The sequence below is a fragment of the Deltaproteobacteria bacterium genome (assembly GCA_016208165.1).
GTDB lineage: Bacteria > Desulfobacterota > Desulfarculia > JACQYL01 > JACQYL01 > JACQYL01.
Genome location: JACQYL010000053.1, coordinates 57,200 through 74,746, shown reverse-complemented (window position 1 = coordinate 74,746; position 17,547 = coordinate 57,200). Strand labels below are relative to the sequence as shown.

Annotated in this window: 12 protein-coding genes; 6 read left to right on the top strand and 6 right to left on the bottom strand. The window is 56.0% G+C overall.

What is annotated here, in order from left to right; all coding sequences use genetic code 11:
- Window positions 1–4: 4 nt before the first annotated feature.
- The 3 genes from HY788_11725 (at window position 5) to HY788_11715 (ending at window position 3,083) form a co-directional block, all read left to right on the top strand.
- Window positions 5–796, top strand: a complete 792-nt coding sequence (locus HY788_11725) for a class I SAM-dependent methyltransferase (protein ID MBI4774829.1) — start codon at window positions 5–7, stop codon at window positions 794–796.
- A 10-nt stretch (window positions 797–806) separates the two neighbouring features.
- Entirely contained in the window at window positions 807–1,868 is a 1,062-nt protein-coding gene (locus HY788_11720) for an NAD(P)-dependent oxidoreductase (protein MBI4774828.1), read from the top strand.
- A gap of 114 nt (window positions 1,869–1,982) precedes the next feature.
- Window positions 1,983–3,083, top strand: coding sequence for an SPASM domain-containing protein (locus tag HY788_11715; protein MBI4774827.1), 1,101 nt, complete (start codon window positions 1,983–1,985; stop codon window positions 3,081–3,083).
- A 1,826-nt stretch (window positions 3,084–4,909) separates the two neighbouring features.
- Here HY788_11715 and HY788_11710 read toward each other — a convergent pair.
- The 4 genes from HY788_11710 to HY788_11695 form a co-directional block, all read right to left on the bottom strand.
- Window positions 4,910–5,911: a glycosyltransferase gene (locus HY788_11710; protein MBI4774826.1), complete on the bottom strand. Its 1,002-nt coding sequence runs from the start codon at window positions 5,909–5,911 to the stop codon at window positions 4,910–4,912.
- 92 nt (window positions 5,912–6,003) lie between these two features.
- Window positions 6,004–6,567, bottom strand: a complete 564-nt coding sequence (locus HY788_11705) for a polysaccharide biosynthesis C-terminal domain-containing protein (GenBank protein ID MBI4774825.1) — start codon at window positions 6,565–6,567, stop codon at window positions 6,004–6,006.
- Window positions 6,540–7,415 (bottom strand): oligosaccharide flippase family protein, encoded by an 876-nt coding sequence (locus HY788_11700; GenBank protein MBI4774824.1) that lies wholly within the window; start codon window positions 7,413–7,415, stop codon window positions 6,540–6,542. The genes HY788_11705 and HY788_11700 overlap by 28 nt, the downstream gene beginning before the upstream one ends.
- Window positions 7,415–8,770, bottom strand: a complete 1,356-nt coding sequence (locus HY788_11695; GenBank protein ID MBI4774823.1) for a glycosyltransferase — start codon at window positions 8,768–8,770, stop codon at window positions 7,415–7,417. Before HY788_11695 ends, HY788_11700 begins: the two co-directional genes overlap by 1 nt.
- 366 nt (window positions 8,771–9,136) lie before the next feature.
- On the opposite strand from HY788_11695, the gene HY788_11690 reads away from it, so the two are divergent.
- The 3 genes from HY788_11690 (at window position 9,137) to HY788_11680 (ending at window position 13,536) form a co-directional block, all read left to right on the top strand.
- Window positions 9,137–10,537 carry a PKD domain-containing protein gene (locus HY788_11690; protein ID MBI4774822.1) on the top strand — a complete coding sequence of 467 codons (1,401 nt, stop codon included), beginning with the start codon at window positions 9,137–9,139 and terminating at the stop codon, window positions 10,535–10,537.
- A 207-nt stretch (window positions 10,538–10,744) separates the two neighbouring features.
- Window positions 10,745–12,544 (top strand): NPCBM/NEW2 domain-containing protein, encoded by a 1,800-nt coding sequence (locus tag HY788_11685; protein ID MBI4774821.1) that lies wholly within the window; start codon window positions 10,745–10,747, stop codon window positions 12,542–12,544.
- Window positions 12,545–12,804: 260 nt separating this feature from the next.
- Window positions 12,805–13,536: a class I SAM-dependent methyltransferase gene (locus HY788_11680; GenBank protein ID MBI4774820.1), complete on the top strand. Its 732-nt coding sequence runs from the start codon at window positions 12,805–12,807 to the stop codon at window positions 13,534–13,536.
- A 184-nt stretch (window positions 13,537–13,720) separates the two neighbouring features.
- Here the strand turns inward: HY788_11680 and HY788_11675 are convergent, their stop codons facing one another.
- Both HY788_11675 and HY788_11670 read right to left on the bottom strand, forming a co-directional pair.
- Window positions 13,721–15,130 carry an amidohydrolase family protein gene (locus HY788_11675; GenBank protein MBI4774819.1) on the bottom strand — a complete coding sequence of 470 codons (1,410 nt, stop codon included), beginning with the start codon at window positions 15,128–15,130 and terminating at the stop codon, window positions 13,721–13,723.
- Between the two features lie 169 nt (window positions 15,131–15,299).
- Window positions 15,300–17,540: a xanthine dehydrogenase family protein molybdopterin-binding subunit gene (locus HY788_11670; GenBank protein ID MBI4774818.1), complete on the bottom strand. Its 2,241-nt coding sequence runs from the start codon at window positions 17,538–17,540 to the stop codon at window positions 15,300–15,302.
- Window positions 17,541–17,547 lie beyond the last annotated feature (7 nt).

Below are 17,547 nucleotides of genomic sequence, written 5' to 3'. Positions count from 1 at the left end.
GTGAATGGATTCGACTCACGCGAATCAGGACGAGGGTCTTGGAACTGTTTATGAGCGCCATCGTCTGTGGGATCTGTTGGATTCCATCCATGCGAGCTACGGCCTTTCCAGGGTACTGGAGGCCCCGGTGCGCGGTATGTCCGGAATTGCCGGAATCAACACGGTTCCTCTCGCCCAAAAGGACGTAGCCGTAGTACTGGCGGACATGGAATGGGGAGTCCTCGATGCGGCCCGCCGTTCCTGGATCGCACTCGGTAGACGTCCGGTTCTGGTGCGAACCGGGGAATCGCTGCCGTTTCGCTCGAAAAGCTTCGATCTCGCGTTTAATTTCAACGGGCTGTGGCATTGGCCCGATCCTGGCCGGCTGCTGAAGGAACTTGTACGCGTTTCGCGCAAAGTGGTGCTGTTGGTGTTGCCCAATTTGACTCAGGCGGGGTACCTTTGGGCGCGATTCGGGTGGAACCGTTCCTTTTTTAAGAGGCATCAGGCCTTGTGGGGGAGCGCGGATCTGGTGAGGAAGAACCTTTACCGAAGCGGCGTCCGGCTGGTGCGGGAAGGGGTGATGGATTGTCCTCCCTGGCCCGACACAGGGCTGGCCGTCAGCCGGCTGTTCCCGAGGTCGGATGCCAATGCAATGAGACGATGGCGGTGGAGCAGCCTCGACTATCTGCTGGGTAAAGACCCCGCGCAGAAGAAGTGGGTCGAGCGCCTCGGATTCGTAGAAAATTCAAACTTGCCCCTCCGGCTGAAATCGCTGTGGGCCCATCACCGGTACCTGATGTATGAAACCAAGTGACGGAGATCGAGTGATAGTGACGGGATCGTCAGGGTTCGTGGCTCGTCACTTCCTGGATCTGTTGGTGCAAAACGGTTACGGAGTGGCGCCCGTTAAAGCCAGGTTCCATTCCGGAACGGCTTTTTTTTGGACACGGGACTCGGAAAGCGGCCAATGGGTTGAACGGCCGAATCGATGTTTTCCCTCGGATGGTGTCTGGGTGCACTTGGGCGCTCTCAGGGGCGAACGGCCGTTGCCTTTTAAGACGTATCTGGACGCCAATGTGCGTTTGACCCGGGAACTACTTAAGCTGGCCGCGCGTTTCCGCGCCCGGAAATTCATACTGGTGAGCAGTGTGGGCGTGCAAGGATGGCCGAAAATAAGCCCAATAAGCGAGACCGTTCCACCGGCTCCCGGAGGATATTACCATGTGTCCAAACTGCTTGCGGAACGGTGCGCCCTGGAGGCGTCCCGTCAAGGACTGCCGGTGACCATTGTCCGTCCGGCGCTCACGTATGGCCCCCGGGAGAGGAATGGTTTGATTCCCAAACTTATCCGCATGGCCTCGAGGCCGGTCTGCTTTTGCGCGGGCAATGGGAAGAATCGACTGCATCTGATAGAGGTGAGCGACCTGGCGGATGGATTACTGAAGGCCTGTCTGCTCGGAAAAACCTCGGGGCGGATTTATACTCTGGCCGGCCCGAGGCCCTGTACTCTCCAGGAATTGCTGGATCACGTTCGAAAGAACCTGGGCATGGCTTCCGGATGCGTCCCCGTTCCGAAGAACTTGTTGCTGACACTGGCGTGTCTGGGGGAAGCCCGCTTCCGTATGAGCCGGTCTTGGTGCCGTTCCATTCCGGGCGAAGGATACCTGCCGACCTTTCAGCAAGTACGGCTTTTGACCAGGGATCGCTGGTATGATATTCATCGGGCAAGGTCGGAACTGGGATTTAGTCCCCACATGACCCCGGAACTGGGTATTGACCGGCTGTTGAACTGGATGCAGGAAGATGGGCGTGTCGAGGTCGGTGGCTCGAATCAAACGGTCAAGTCCGACATTCGGAAAGGCCGGGAGGGTGTTCTCGCGGATTAGAGCGACACGCACCCGACTGGGTTAGGGGTTTCCTCCTGCTTCCGCGGATGTGTAGGGACTCTGAATGCCGGCATAAGCGTCCGGGCTGCAAGGCGAAAAAGCGAAAAGATATCCTTGAAAAACACGATTGGATACATACACAGGAACAACACGGCGTATCGTCAGTACTGTTCAGGCAGGACAAAGCTCTCGACCCCGCCGATCGCCATGTGGCTGGAGACCACCAACCGGTGCAACCTCCGATGCATCAAATGCGCACACCACTATGGATTGGGTCGACCGCCGGGAAACATGGAGCGCCGGTTATTCACGCATTTGATCCGTCAGGCCCGGGGAAAGGTGCATCACCTGACGGTAAACGGCGTGGGAGAAGCCTTGCTGCATCCGGAGCTGTTCCGGATGATAACGGAAGCCAAAGAGGCGGGGATTCCTCAGGTGCTTTTGCATACCAACGCCACGTTGTTGACTGAAAGGAAATCTCGGGGCTTGCTGGAGAGCGGACTGGACAGCGTGATGATCAGTTTTGACAGCGAATTTCCCGACGAATACGAGCGGATACACCGTGGCGCCAAATACGAAAAGACGCTGTCCAATATACTTCGGTTGCTTCGGATGAAGAAGAAACGGGGTTCGGCCGGACCCATGGTTTCCATCAAAATTGTGCGGGTGTTCGAGTCGCGCGCGAGCCGGCGAGATCCGGATCCGGGATTTCTTGAATTGTTCAGGGGGCTGCCCGTGGACCGGATTTACACGGCCCCGATCCATTCGACCGGGTCCTATTCCGAGAGCCTGAAAAAACTGCCAAGCCTAGCTTCAGCGGCGGCGGACCCGCGAAGAGGGAAACGGTACGTTCCATGTCTGAGACCCTACACGGGCATTTCCATCACCTGGGATGGCAGCGCCATGGCGTGTTTTCAGGATTATCGAAACGAATATCCGGGTGGAGACGTGACCCGACACGGCCTGATGGACGTGTGGAATGGATCCGCCATGAGGGAATTGCGTGGTCGGCTGATGGCCGGACCGGAGGGACTGCCTTCGCCATGTTCGGAGTGTTCCACCACATGGCGTTCGAGTCCGAACGTGGATTGGCAATGGATGGCAGCGCGGTCATGGCTTGACCTTCCAAGGGTCCTCACCCGATACCACATGCCCTTGTTGAGAAGAAGAATCTGCCGAATCCCTGTTTTGAACCGGAATCTCGGGGTGTGGTAGGATGTGATGTACTCTTCCGCCGCGACCAGCCCATTATTTCCCATTGGTGAAGACATTACTCGGTATCTCCTTCGGCGCCGGCTACCGTCCGGAACTCTGTATGACGAGTGGGACGGTGCTCCAACTCCGGATGGGAATTGCGCAAACGCCTTTTTCGCCCTTGCGCTTGTCCGGTTCTTCCGACTGAACGGTACAGATCGAATACTGCATTCCCTGCTCGGCGTCCTGGATCATCTGGTCCGGCTGCCCGAGGCCGGCAAAGGCCATCGGGAGTTCGTTCAATATGCATTTCTCAAGTCATGGATGGAGTGGCCCGGGGGAGCGGAAGTATCACCTGAAACGGACGCTTCGTTCAAAAGGCGTCTGAATCGGCTGATTCAGCCGCGATTTGATTCAGGACGCTACACTGTTCACGGAAATAACTGGGTTACCCTTAAAGCGGTGGACCACCTTCTTCTGGGGCGCATCAGAGGATCCCAGAGATACACTCACCGGGGACGGCGACTGATCCAACGGTACACATTGCGTTGGCAGGATGCAGATGGCTTGTTCGCCGATTTTCCCCGCAATCCCGGCCGCCGTTTTCAGGAGCGTCTGACGCCCCTCACCTATCATGCGGCTAGCTGCTTTTTTCTGCTGGAAGCCCTTCCGTTCATGAACGATCCTATGGTCAGGCAAGCCTTGATGCGCGGCGTTGACCTCCTGGCGTTCCTGGTGGATGAAGACGGAAAGATTGCTGCGTACGGAAGGAGCAACCACAGCCTGTTTGGCCTTGCTACTGCCGCGAACACACTCCTGAGAGCGGCCCGAGAGCTGAAAGAATCCGGTGAACCGAGCGCTGCCGGACGGACCGGCGAATGGGTGCGGTCCGGGCTTCGTGTTGGGGATCAATTGAAGAAGCTTCAACTTACGGATGGGAGCGTTCTTCTGAATCCGGGTTCAACCGGTGGCGACAAGAGTTCCTGGGACTTTTACATGCATCACACGGTATACAATGCGTTCGCCGCTGCGTTGCTGTTGGATCCGTCGGTTCGAGCGCCGGGATCCATTCGATCGGAACCCCCATCCGTTTCCGGGACACCCCCTCGAACTTTCGTCGCTTTAGGAGCCGGGCTATTGCTTTCAGACTCCGGAGCCGGTCGCGCCGTCGTGTCCCTGCAGGGACAAAAGAGCCTTCCCGATTTCGAACTCGATCCCCGCTTTTCAGGAATGAATCTGATCTCTCTACGGGCGCGCGGCCGAGAACTCATCCCCCCACCTCCGGTCCAGCCAATGGACGACGAAAACCTGGCGAGTCCCGGTTTCGTTCCCAGCCTGAACGCGGAGGGCCGGGAGTATCATCCATACACCTGGAGGCGGATTCGAATCCGGGCATTGGATGATCGTGCTTTGATCCTTCAGGGGGAGGCTGAATTCCAGACCAAAAACCCTTGGAGGCGCTTTCAACGGACCGTTATCCGTTATCTAAGGAGACCGCGCTTCAGAAAAGCTCATGTCGAAGAGTTCGTTCGAATGCTCGGATCAGGTCCCTTTCTTTACCGTGCGGCGCGGATCTCGGGGCCTGCCCTACCCATACTGAAACGGACCATGATCGTCTCGGCAAGTCCCTTTACCGTTGTGTTCTGGGATCGTCTGACAAACAGCTCGGGAATTCCCGTGACATGGCGCCCGGTCATTCTGCGGTTGTTCCCGGACTGGGAATATCGAGACCATGAAATTGTGTGGGGAAGTTCGGGGCGCGGCGTTCGGATCCGTTTCGATAAACCCGGGCCGGGATGGTCTAAGGCGGTCCCGGGCGCGACGGCCCTCGGTCCGTGCCGGCTGCTTTACAGCTTGCCTCTCGAAGTGGGACCCGGCGCGATACAGGACAGTGTCTTCTCTGTGTCGCCTTTGGGAGAGGCCGCCATCGAGTGGGAGTGGGCGGACGGCGCACTCGTCCTCGATGGAGCGGGTTGGGGCGCCGGTAAAAAGACCGCCCTCCGATGCCCCGTACCGGCATAGAGGGCTCCGGTACGGAACGCCGTTTCTGCGATCCACATCAAAACCGCCAGGGGAAGCGTTTTGCACGAAAGCCTTGCGACGCCTGCGTTGAACAAGGCTTGTGTCAGAGCGAGGATTGGAAACATCCATACCGAAACGAGTGTGGATCGAGGCAGAATACCCGGCATACCGGGATGCAGCGTGCGCGTCTGGTAAAACCCGATGCCGTACCGGAAATGCTGCTCGATAAAGGACGCAATAGCGCCACGGTGGGCATGAACTACGGGCATGTCCGGTATGTACAGTAACCGTTCTCCGGAGTTGCAGAGGCGCCAGTTCAATTCTTCGTCCGACATGGTCAGCAGTGATTCATTGAAACCGCCGATGCGCCTGATCGAAACCACTTTATACGAGCAGTTGGCTGTGAACAGACTCCGCACTTGAGCGGGCCTTTTCAAGACATGTGGAATCCTGGCCGGTGTCCGAAAACGGATATCCGACGTTCCGGATTTTGGCGCCTCCCGATAGGCGCATAACCAGCTTTCCCACATCCGTTGATTGGTCTCACCCAGAAGGCCCGGGGCGCCGTTCACTACCGGGCCTCCGATGGCCGCAGCGCCCGGATAGGCCTCGTGATAGGTTGCGATCCTCTGGATCCAGTCCGGAGGAACCTTGCAATCATCGTCCGTGAAGGCCAATACCCGGTTTCGGGCTTCCCGCAGACAACGATTACGACACCGGGGAATACCGGGCCGTGCTTCGGAGAAGAGACGCAGCGGAAGCTTCCGGGCGAAGGAACGCGCCACATCGGCGGTTGAGTCGCCGGACCCATTGTCCACGACAATCACTTCTTCCGGGAGTAGCTGCTGTCTCGATAGACTTTCGAGGCAGTTCTAGAGCGGGCGCGCCCGATTGCGGGTTATCAGACCGACGGTGATGTTCAAACCGTTCCAGCCTCCCGATGTTTTTCCGCCGATCTCACGTGGAGAAACCACCAGAACGCCACGGCCAAGTAAAGCACCAGGGCCAGGGCCAATGCGGCGGCCGGCGCCCACCACGCCGAATCTCCGAACAGGCGCCACCGGATCAGCCATGCCGCTGCCGCGGCGAGAATGGACCCGGCGAGAAGACCCGACAGTGGGCCGAACAGGGCGGCAAACGAGATCCCAATCAAGGAACGCGTATAAAAAAAGCCTACCAAGGCTCGGATCAAGGCCCCTATGCTCATCACCAAAGCCACTCCCGTTATTCCGTATTTCATGGTGAAAGGCACTATCAGGACGGCCGCCACCACCAGAAATACGACATTCATCCGGAAATCCAGACGCGGATGGGAGACAGCTCTGAAAAGGGGGTAGGTTATGGCGGAAAAGGCTGAAGCCACTCCCATGACGAGCATGATTCTGAGGATGGGCACGGCTTGGATCCATTTGGTCCCATATATGTACGCGACCACATCAGGCGCCAGAACGGCCATCAGTCCCGCATAGGGTAGAATCGCCATCGAGGCCCAGAAAATATGTAGGCCAGGGAAAGAGCGAAGACGTAGAATCCCAACTCCTTTTCGCCCACCATTCGGCCTATGAATACACGGTCGCCCCACGAGAGCAGGAAAAACACAAGGCTCGAACCCCAGATGTACTTGCCGAAATGGAGCAGCGGGAGCGCCTTGGCCCATTCCCACCCAAAACGGTTCAGTCTTGGGATCACAACGTATGATCCTACACATCGTATCAAACTTGAAGAAACGGCCCCCAGCGCAAGAGCCCATGCGTTTCTCAACAGGACGACCAGAATGACCTGAATACAGATGGAGACAAACCCTGTTATCTGATTATACAGCGCCAGTCTTCGAAACCGCATGTCGCGATTCAATTCGACCATGGATAGGTTCGAAGCCCCACGCATCAGAAAGGTTACAGATAGGACTCTGAGAAGAGGAATCAGCTCGTTATTGTTGTAAAAAGCCGCCAACCAGGGCGCGCCGAAAAAAGTCAAACAACAGAGCAGAACGCCCCTTCCGACCTGCAGGGTCCAGGCGGTATCGAGATAAGGCTCGACGTTGTCGGATCTCTGAATCAAGGCCTGCCACACGCCCGGGTTTGTCAGACCGTCCCATATGGCCACCGTAGCGAGGGCGACACCCACCAGACCGAAAATCTCCGGGGTCAGCAGGCGGGCGAGAACGACTCCCGATCCCACGCCCAACAGGCCGGTAAGGGATAGGGAGACAAGGGTCCAGACGCCGCCTTTAATTGTGGGTCCACGGAGCGAACCGGGGGGGAAAAGCTTATCGAAATAGGCCAAGACTCGGACGGAAAAATTACCCTCTTGAACGTTTGGAGGCGACATCAGCTGAGACCAACGATGCGATCCAGGAATGCGGCAAGATCGCTTGCAGTGCTCGATGCCGTGAATCCGGAAGCGTATCGAGAGTTCGTCCGGACGGAAGGCCGGATCCGATTGATTAAGTCCCGGATGGTGATTTTCAGCAGGGAGAGTTCGTTGTAGGGAATCACGACACCCGAACGGGTCCGGTTTATAATGTCGGCCATTGCGCTGTCCGGATCGGCCAGAGCAAGTATGGGACGGCCCGTTCCCAGGTAATCGTAGAATTTGGCAAGAATCATCTCTTTCATGGGACCGGATGCGAGGAAAAGCAGATCCGCGCCCTTTACGTAGCTTATGTAGTCGTAGTATCCCAAATAGGGCATGAAACGCGTCACAGCGTTCAGTTCCGGGAAGCGATCCAATAGAGTTCGAAGCCTTCGTTCCTTATGAAAATCGGGTAATGTCCCGGGAAAGAGCAGCACCTGGAAAGCATCCGGCGCCACGGCCTCGCTCCTCAGCAGCCGGCCCAAGGCATCGAGCAGCTTCAGTCCCTCGATGCGCGGACCGTGCAGGGAACCACCATGGATAATGGTGAAGCGATCGAAGTGTTTGGCCGGTATGGTGTCGAGAATATCTTCATCAAAGGCGTTGGTAATCGTTTTTGTTCTGGCGTTGAATTCGGGCCCGAGGCGGTCCCTGAACTGCTGCGTGCTCCTGGAAGTGGCCGCCAGGATGCCGTCTGCGGCCGAAAGTACTCGATTCTCGAGCAGGATGTGTCGGCGGGCCCGGAGAGAATACTTTCTCGATCGCATGAACGGAGCAACGGCTCCATTTTGCACCTGGTGAAATGGATCCCGGTAGTCCAGCACAAGCTTTATCCCGAACTCCTTCTTGAGCGCATACCCGGCGAGCATGGACGAGAACGGCGGAAGCGAAACCAGAACCACGGAAAATCGGCCTGTGCGAATCAGTTCGCGAGCACGGGGCAATACGAAATGGTTCCATCCCCACTGGGGCTCCTGGACGGGATATCCGTAGGACAATAGCCTGCGTAGGGTGAGTAGAACCCAATCCAGACGCCGCTGAAGGGTGTGGTTATGGGTTGGCGCTTCCTGTCCCGAGGGGGGAATCGGCGAATGGGAATGCACGAAACGGCTTCGAAAGGGTTCGAAGGACGGCGTGTGGTAAATGCGGCATCCGGGTGGAAGTATGCGGACAAAAAAATCGTCGCGGACTTCCGCGTAGCGCGGATGGGCAGAAATAATGGTGGGCGTCCATCCAAGGGCATCGAGATGACGGGCAAAAAAGGAAATTCTCTTTGTGGGCACCGCCGCGTTGGGCGGCCCACAATAAGAAATCAACAGGATACGTTTCATGTATGCTGCGTGTGAGATGATGATTTCAAAAAGGAACCGGGCTACCGGTTAGAGGTACAGTGAAACATAAACGGGCAATTCCAAGTGACCATTGCAGGAAAAGCGACAAAATTGCAAGCTTCTCTTTGACTTCCCGTAATGGTCACCGGCGCCGGGACGAACGGTGGTTCTAAGGCCTTCTTCTAATTTTGAAAACATTTACATATAGTTAGTAATCGTCTTGTCTGTATGCCCTGCCCGCGAACTTTCTGAGCGTGTCGAAAGAAGAGTTCGACATCTATTCTCTTGACTCCACAAAGCAGAATTAAATAGAATTGTAACTAATGTTACACGACGTGAGTTCTTTCAAGAAGAAGGGAAGAAAGCATGAAAATTAAACAGTGGCTGGTCTCTTCGTGTCTTGTGGCGATGATGCTCGTCCCAGGTGTGTCTTTCGGACAGCCTACCGGCTATCAGGGGCTGTGGAAGGATACGAGCGGCAATCCGATTCATAACTTCTATATCCAGCACTATCTGCAGGGTAATTCCACGGTGGTCATCTATACCCGGGATGCAATTAACTTCTATGCATTTCTCGGCTCCATGTCGGGAAATACGTTTGAGGCTCTTTCCCTGGATCCCAGTCAAGACCGCGGGCTACACCTCTCATTTGCAGCACCCACGGCCGGTACCGCAACGATTACGAACAGGACCGTCACGCCGAATACGGACACCGTCATCGACATTACGAAAACGTTTCAAGCGCAATTGACGGATCGTTCCGGCATCTGGAAAGACGGCAGCAATGTGTTGAGCATGTATGTCCAGGATTATACGGTCGGTTCCACGGTGATTGTGTATACGTTCGACGCTGTCGATTTCAAAGCCTTCTTGACAACTATGTCAGGAAATACCTTTACCGCCACGGACTTGGGAGACGGTACCGAGCAGATGACGACGGTGTTTTCCAACGCATCCTCGGGTAACGTCGGCGTGACGCCGTCCATGGCGCCGACGGTGCTGTCGCCCCTCGCCAACAACTTCAAAGATGCCTTCGGATGGAGTTTTGGGGATGGGGCTGCCAGTACGCTTCAAAATCCGCAACATACCTACAATAATCCCGGAACCTATGACGTGTCTCTGTCTGTGTCCAACATCAGCGGATCGACCCTGCTGACCCAGAACGGCTATGTCTCGGTCGCAGCTACGGGTACGCCCCCATTAGCTCAGTTCTCAGGGATGCCCACCAGCGGACCGGCGCCTTTGGCCGTCGGTTTTATTGATACGTCCTTGGGCAGCCCCACAAGCTGGATGTGGAACTTTGGAGACGCGGGAGATCCGAGCGTGGTTCAGAGTGCGCTCCAGAATCCATCCCATAACTTTACGAATCCGGGCGTGTACACGGTAACGCTCATAGCAAGCAACGCGTTTGGCAGCAACGGGACCACCAGAGTGAACTACATCAGCGTCAGCGCCGCCGATGTGATGCCGACGGCCGACTTTATTGCCACGACGGTCACGACCGGACCTTCGCCCTTATTCGTGACTTTTCAAGACCAATCCACGGGCAGTCCCACTTCCTGGCAGTGGAATTTCGGAGACGCCGGAGATCCGAATCTCGTCCAGAGCCTACTGCAGAATCCCGTTCATAATTACACCGCGGTGGGAATATATACGGTAAAGCTTCAGGTCTCCAACACGGCCGGTTCCAATACCAAGACACGGGTCAACTATGTAACCGTAACCTCGGGTTCCGCAACCGTGAATATGGGGTATGGTGGTTTTTAACCGGTGACTCGTCATCCAGGCGGCGTGCTCCGAACTGTTTTCGGGCGCCGCCTTTTTTTTCTTGAGACGTCTACCGCGGAAACATTGGATACCGGTGGAAAGTTAAGATCCCAGGAGCCCCCGGAGCAGGGAAACATCCTCCCGAGCGCGGTCGTGTGGGCGGAGCGGCGCGCTTGCCCCTTATTTTTTGGGGTTCTTGCCCTCGGCATGCTGCTCCGAGCCGTCTTCTTTACCGGCATCGGCGAACAAGACGCCCGCTTGTTGTATCAAACGTTTTTCCAACATCAAATCGAACCTTCCTTGACCGCTCCCTGGTCGGTCCTGTTACCCGTTCGAGCGTTTCTTGCCGTTTTAGGACCATCGTCATCCGTAATCTGGAGATGGCCCGTTCTGATATCCCTGGGCCAGATAGCACTCCTGTACCTACTGGGTAGTCGATTGTTTGAGAATCGTTTTGCAGGGGTTCTTTCCGCGTTCTTTTGCGCGATATGGGCTCCGGATATCTTTTCGGCCACGCGGGTGAGCGGAGCCCTTGCAGCAGGAACGCTTGTTTCCCTGGCTACGTGGATCCTGCTGAAACAGCGTACACATCGGAACAAGAAAAAGGGAAGCCTGATTTTTTCGGGACTCCTTTTCGGCGCGGCCTGCTGGTGCGGGCCATGGGGATGGATGTTGTTTCCGTTCTCATGCGTGCTGCTGTACTACGAGAGTCCCAACCGTCAACGGCCTTGGAAGGAAGCCGCCTATTTCTACTCGAGCTGGTTTGCGGCCTCACTCGTCGTCTACGTGATCTCCGCGGCTTTATTTGGCGCGGAATGGTCGGGACCTGCATGGGATGCGATACCCGACGCCTATTCCTACGATGGCTTGCCGAAGACGCTGTGTGCGGCGATCGTTTTAGGTCTGATGTTGGCGGCTTGGGGCAGGCCCAAAAATCGTTTTGTGATGTACTGGCTCCTGCTTCCCGTGGGACTGTCCTTATCCATGGGAGCCTTGGGGCAGGGGGCGTTCTCGTTTTTGCGTAATCCGGCGGACTTGGCTGCCCTGTCCGCGCCGCTCGCTTTGACGGCTGCCGGAGCCTTCGATGTGTTGAACAAACCCATCGGCCAAGTCAGATACCCATTCAAAACCGTTTTCCTGGTGTGTTGCGTGTTGCTGTTTATGAACGACTGGCCGGCCCTTTCCGAAAACCAAGAGCGCTACACCGCCCGAACGCGATTCATTCCTGAAGTGGCCTCTTTGATCTCCGAAAATCCGAACATTCCCGTATGGGCGGACGCGGGCGCTTTCTCGTACCTGTCCCTATTCGGAAATCGTTCAACGAAAAACCTCTATCTCCTCTCGCCGGGAGTTGGGGGTCCGACAGGCGCCGGGTATGTGGTCGTAACGGACGCCGTGGAGCCGGGGAGGCCCTTCGATCCCGGCGCCGACTCTGGATGGTCGCGAGCCTACATGGTACGGATGTATCGAAAAGGTCTCGCCTGCGCGGCGGTCCTTTATTGCGGGAACCCTTCGTCCATTCGTGCTCCCACGTATGAGGAGACCGGCTCCTCTACGATCCGGTGGGCGAACAGTGTGGTGGGTGTCGGTTCTCCGCGGTACCTTACCGCCCTTCATCCCGTTGTACCCGTAAGAGGCATCATAGAGCACTTCTTTGCTCCCGAGATTTGCGGCGGGTATTTGAACCTGAGAGGAGTCCAATATGCCAACGGCATTCGAATGCGTTCCAGCAGTTCCGTGGTGTATCGGCTCGACGGTCGCTACAAGGGCCTCGAGGCCGTGGTGGGGCTGGACGACGCTGCGGAGTCGGAAACCAAGATCGTCGTTTTTTCGGTGTTCGGAGACAGGCGCCAACTCGCCCAGACAACGTGGATCAAGGCAGGAGAACCGCCCCTCAAAATCCTGGTGAATGTGCGAGGCGTTCAGAAGCTCGAGTTGGCGGTGGTGAATCGAGGCGACGTTTTTCAGACCCGATTCGCGGACTGGGCGTCGATTTTTGTTTACTAACCGACGGCCCGATCATCTTTAGGAAAAACGCTCGCGTGTTGCGGAAATAAAGCGGTCTTGCGAAGCGATCGAGTGTTCTTGACAGGGTCTTCGGAAGAATCCTGGAACCGTTCAAACGAATTGTGCAGCGAAGATCGGTGGCGGGCGGGGTCAGGTAACCCGGAAAATTCATGAAGCTTGATTTTCTTGCCGGCAAGGCGGCACGGGCCCTTCGGCAGGCTCAAGCTGGTCCGAAATGACATTTCAAGAGGTTCAATCCAATGGGTCGCACGGATAACATCAAAGCGAGCTATCGCCGGTGGATGGAATCTTACCGCTGCAGAAAACAGTATTCCACCATGGAACGCGTTCCTTTCTACGAGGTGGCTGGGAGATTTCTGCCGTCCCATGGAACTGCGACGATTGTTGATATCGGATCCGGCGACGGGCTTTTTGTTCGTCATCTGAAGCTCGATGATAGATACGAACGTGTATTCCTTCTGGATTCCAATCCTGAAGCGGTGAAGCATTTGAGCAGCCTCTATGCTAACGTGGTGGCGTACACGGCGCCCGAAAGGCTTCCGTTCGAGGACGAAGCCGTGGACTACATACACTGCAGTCATATGATGGAACACCTGGATCCCTTGGAACTTTACACGTTTGTCAAGGAAATCGACAGAGTCTTGTCCCCCGGCGGTTCTCTCGTCATCAGCACTCCTTTGCTCTGGACCCGATTTTATGACGATCTATCCCACGTCAAGCCGTACAATCCGGACGTGTTCAGCCACTATCTCTGCAAGAGCGTCGCCCCTCGATCCAGGCAAGTGATCTCGGACAGATATGCCTTGGCGGAGATTGTGTACCGATATTCGATGCCTGATTTGACCGAGGGTTGGGGATCCGATCGGATGTTCGTAGACTTCCCCATGCAGGCATGGAAATTCTTTCTACTAAAACTGGGCATAAAGAAGGCAGTGAAAAACGGATACACCATGGTGTTAAAGAAGATGTGACCGTTCGGCATGAACAGGGCACCGGGTTTGGAAGAAGCGGAAGAGGGAAGTCGACGACCGCGCTTCAGGTACGTTAACGGCGGCAAACCCGTTCTATATCCTCATATCTTCCAGCGAGTCCGGCGTGGAACCTGTCCTGTTCGGAGCTTCGCTTCGAGTATCACCGGATGGAAGTATGGGAAGTTTATTCAGCGGCCGTGTCGCGGCTCCATTCGATGGTTGGAAGAAAATCGAAGCCCTTGGCATATCCGATGGTACGCGCGATGGAGGCCAGAAGCCCCTCCAGATCTCCAACCAGGAATTTTTTCTTCCCGGCCACCTGAATATGTTTAACGCGCTCCACGGGCAGGCGAAACTCGTTCAGAAAGAAGACGTCTCCGAATACCGGAACACCGTCCACCATCAAGAGTCCAATATCCTCGGGCTGTAGCTCGATCAGGTCTCGGAACGGATCGTCCGATTTCTTACGAACGATTAGAAGGTCCGCCCGCTTTCCGGGATCCAACGTGCCTACCTGGTCATCGATTGCGAGAATCGAGGCCGCGGTTTCGGTAACCATTTCAAACAGCTTTTGAGAAGATATGTTGGGATAGATACGCTGCGCCACACGCAGTTCCTCCAGCAGACCCTTGCCTCCCGTAATCGCGCCGTCCGTGCCGATGCAGACCCTGACCCCGGCCTTCAATGCTCCGGGAATGTCGGCCGTGGTTCCGTACAGATGCATGTTGGAGGAAGGGCACCATACGAGAGCCGCACCGGTACGGGCGATTCTTTTCCAGTCACCTTCTTTGAAGGCAATTCCATGGATCAGCACCGTATTCGAGGATAGCGCGCCCAGTCGGTCGAGACAACCGAGCTCCTTGCGCATGGCTTCATCTTTCCCTTCGCCCAAATGAATCAGGAAAGGCTGAACGCCTTTGGTCCTGGCGTAATCCAGCGCCGTTCTGCGTTCTCCGACGAGGATGGAATGGCTGTGGCTGAACATGTCTAGAATGCGGATGGGATATTGGTACACGTAGTATTTGTTTGTGTTATCGGTGAAAAGCTCCACTGTTCCCACACCGTTGAAAACCTGTTTATAAAACATCAAATCGAGCCGGTCGGCGAAAGAGGTGATCCTGTTTTCTGCGATGCTTGGATCCGAGTGTTTATGTACGTGATCGATCCATTCCACATAATTGGTGAACTTGAGTGTTTTGATCGGTGGTGACCAGTTGGAAAACCCGTGATCGTGGGCGTTGATAAGCGCCGGATAGATCCGATATCCACCGGCGTTGACCGTATTTCGAAATCCGGTAAGTTCGGAGTCGACTGTACAAGTCTGTTTAGCTATAATGCGTCCATGCAGGACAAGATTTTCAGAAGCGCATCTACGGGAATTAAAGACGATTTCCGCGTTTTTGATCGTAATATCGGATGAGGAAGAAATGGCCGGTGGTGGTTCGTAGCGGAAAAAGTAGGAATCATGAGGCTTGCCGTCTATCCTAATGTCATTAACTACGTTTCCTTCTTCAGCCGCTATGCAGCATATGCTGAAACTACAGATGGATAAAACAATCCTCAGCACCAGCCATTTAAGAAAGAACCGCTGCATGCTCCCTCATTATGCATAGTCCAAAGGTCGATGTCGGGAAGTTTAAGGCAGCGAACTCCGTCACCATTCGTTATCTACCGTAACTCAGCTTTTTGGCGGCTTCAACGGATTTCTTTGAAGCGAGCCGGTAGGGATCGGGAATATCCGTTCAACCGTTTCTCGTAGGAATTCACGCGAGGCGTATTGGGAGCCGACGCACGGGCTTGCCCGTGGCCGCAAAAACGGCATTGGCTACGGCTGCAGCCACGGGCAGAACGCCCAGTTCCCCGACTCCTACGGGATGTTCCCGGCTGGGTACCGTGTGGACGATGATTTCCGGGATTTCATCCATCCCGAGCAAAGGATAATCGTGGAAATTACTCTGGACCACTCGTCCCTTATGCAGTGTGATTTCCTCTTTGAGGGCGCCGGACAATCCGAACAGGATCCCTCCCGTTATTTGCGATGTCACAATACTGGGGTTGACCACTCTGCCGCAGTCAACGGCGCATACCACGCGATGCACGCGCACCCGGTTCTCTTTTTCAATGGATACCTCGGCCACCTGCGCCGCAATGCTGCCTACTTCATGTGCCTGCATGGCAATTCCCCGATGTATGCCTTCCGGCAAAGGCCCGCCCCAATCCGCCTTCGATGCGGCCAATTCGAGCACGGCCTTGTGTCGAGGCGAGCCGGCCAGTAATTTGCGTCTCAGTTCAAACGGATCGTTCTTTCCCGACGCGGCAATTTCGTCCATGAAGCATTCGATGGCAAACGCGTTTTGCACATGTCCGACACCTCGATGTGCACCGGTCTTTACGGGTTCCGGCATCTTCCCTTGAACCAGTTCGACGACTTTGTCCGGTATGGCGTAGGGAATTTCATCCGCTCCCGTCAGGAGTTGCACGTGAGATCCCAGTCCGGCGATTCGATGCCTCCAGAATGTGGGCCGACCGGATTCGTCGACTCCTGCGCTCATGTTGTGGCTTGTAGCGGGTCGATAATAGTCGTGGCGTATATCGTCCTCTCGAGACCACAAGACCTTTACGGGCGTACCGATGGATTTTGATATCTGGACGGCTTCAGCAACGAAGTCCGTTACCAATCGGCGTCCGAACCCTCCACCCAGCCGTATCTTGTGCAATTGAACGGCATCCGAAGGCAGACCCGCCCACTGGCTCGCCGCCGTCAGCGATTCCCACGGATCCTGCGTCGGCGCCCAAACTTCGGCGCTTTCCCTTCTGACGTCGGCAACGCAGCACATGGGCTCCGGGGTGGCGTGAGCGAGGTAGGGCGCTTGATACACGGCGGATAGTTTGCTCGCACACCCGGCCTCGGCTTTGCGCACGTCGCCTCTGTTTACTATGGTCTTGCCCGGGCCTTCCCTGGACCAGCTGTCGAAGATGCCGGCAATCTCCCCACTGTCTCTCGTGGCGTTCGGTCCGTTTTCCCATTCAACCTGTAAGGCGTCCCGACCGCGTTTTGCAGACCAGAAATTCTCGGCAACCACCGCTATGGCCACGATGTCGGTCCCCTGGGGGCGCGGGGAATGCGCGGCGTCCGATGGTCCATTATCGTCCTGGGAAGAGTGCTTCGGTTCGGCTGGACTGCTATCGCTAAAATCGGCGGAACGGAGGTAGGCCCATGCCTGCCGGCGGGATGCACTGGAAGAATTAAAAAGCGGTACTACATACCGCACTCCCTCAATTTTTTCGACTGCTTCAGCGTCAAACTCCTTGACCCAACCACCCAGAACGGGACACCGGGCTACTGTGGCGACGAGCATGCCTGAAACCTTTAGGTCCCAACAATAGATGGCCTCTCCCCTGACCTTTTCCGGTGTGTCGAGGCGGGGTAGGGGTTTACCGACGAGTCGATAGTCTTTCGGATTTTTCAGATCGACCCACTTGGGTATTTCCAGACCGGAGGCCTTTTCAGCCAACGATCCATAAGCCAGACGCCGTCCGGTAAAACGATGAACTACAAATCCGCGTTCAGCGACGCAGGTCTCTTTACCGACCTCCCAGGTCCGTGCGGCCGCCTCGATGAGCATTTCCCTGGCGGCGGCTCCCGCTATCAGAAGTCTTTTCCAGAGCGTTCGGATGGATTTGCTGGCGCCCGTTGCTTGTGGAGCGTATTCGGGAGTGACAGGCGCCCACTCCGTGCGCACTTTTGTCCAGTCCGCTTCCAGCTCTTCGGCCACGACCATGGCGAGAGCCGTCGAAATGCCCTGTCCCATCTCCGACCTGGAGATGAGTACGGTTACCGTATCGTCCGACCCGATTTTTACCCAGCCGGCAAGTCTGGTATGTTGTCCCTCATGAGGGGTTCTCCCTGAAGAGTCCGGAGAAATCCCGATCGCCAGACCGGCGCCGGACAGCGCCGCGGCCTTTAGAAAGGTTCTTCGAGAGATACGGGTCTGCGTACCCATCGCCGGA

Coding starts and splice junctions, on each gene's coding strand:
- HY788_11725 (MBI4774829.1), top strand. CDS start 5: ATGGATTCGACTCACGCGAATCAGGACGAGGGTCTTGGAACTGTTTAT.
- HY788_11705 (MBI4774825.1), bottom strand. CDS start 6,567: ATGGCGATTCTACCCTATGCGGGACTGATGGCCGTTCTGGCGCCTGAT.
- HY788_11700 (MBI4774824.1), bottom strand. CDS start 7,415: ATGTCGCCTCCAAACGTTCAAGAGGGTAATTTTTCCGTCCGAGTCTTG.
- HY788_11695 (MBI4774823.1), bottom strand. CDS start 8,770: ATGAAACGTATCCTGTTGATTTCTTATTGTGGGCCGCCCAACGCGGCG.
- HY788_11690 (MBI4774822.1), top strand. CDS start 9,137: ATGAAAATTAAACAGTGGCTGGTCTCTTCGTGTCTTGTGGCGATGATG.
- HY788_11685 (MBI4774821.1), top strand. CDS start 10,745: ATGCTGCTCCGAGCCGTCTTCTTTACCGGCATCGGCGAACAAGACGCC.
- HY788_11680 (MBI4774820.1), top strand. CDS start 12,805: ATGGGTCGCACGGATAACATCAAAGCGAGCTATCGCCGGTGGATGGAA.
- HY788_11675 (MBI4774819.1), bottom strand. CDS start 15,130: ATGCAGCGGTTCTTTCTTAAATGGCTGGTGCTGAGGATTGTTTTATCC.
- HY788_11670 (MBI4774818.1), bottom strand. CDS start 17,540: ATGGGTACGCAGACCCGTATCTCTCGAAGAACCTTTCTAAAGGCCGCG.